Genomic DNA, 529 nt, shown 5'->3' on the forward strand with positions numbered 1-529 from the left:
GTCAGTTCCTATATAACTCTATTAATGTAATCGAAAAAGAAACAAAACCTGAAACGAAACCAGAAGAAAAACCAGAAGTGAAGCCAGACCCGAAACCTGAAACGAAACCAGAAGAAAAACCAGAAGAAAAACCAGAAGTGAAGCCAGACCCGAAACCTGAAACGAAACCAGAAGAAAAACCGGAAGTGAAGCCAGACCCAAAACCTGAGACAAAACCAGAAGAAAAACCAGAAGTGAAGCCAGATCCAAAACCTGAAACGAAGCCAGAAGAAAAACCAGAAGTGAAGCCAGATCCAAAACCTGAAACGAAGCCAGAAGAAAAACCAGAAGTAAAGCCAGATCCAAAACCTGAGACACCTAAATTACCAGAGGGGTTAGATGCAAATATTGTATCTAAGRATTTCGAATATTTCCCTGAGGCGTTAGAAAATCCGATGGTTAAAAAACAACTATCCTCTGAAGCCCAAAATATCTTAAAAGGTATTAATAGTAAATATAATACGAATCTTAAATATAATGACCTTCTAGG

The 529-nt window shown here is 38.3% G+C and carries 1 pseudogene; it reads left to right on the plus strand.

The features are described 5' to 3' along the window. Positions 1 to 529 (plus strand): annotated as a pseudogene (locus AC1DJR_RS33085) (S-layer homology domain-containing protein); the annotation flags it as partial.

The sequence above is a fragment of the Bacillus sp. 05T31 genome (genome assembly GCF_056396725.1).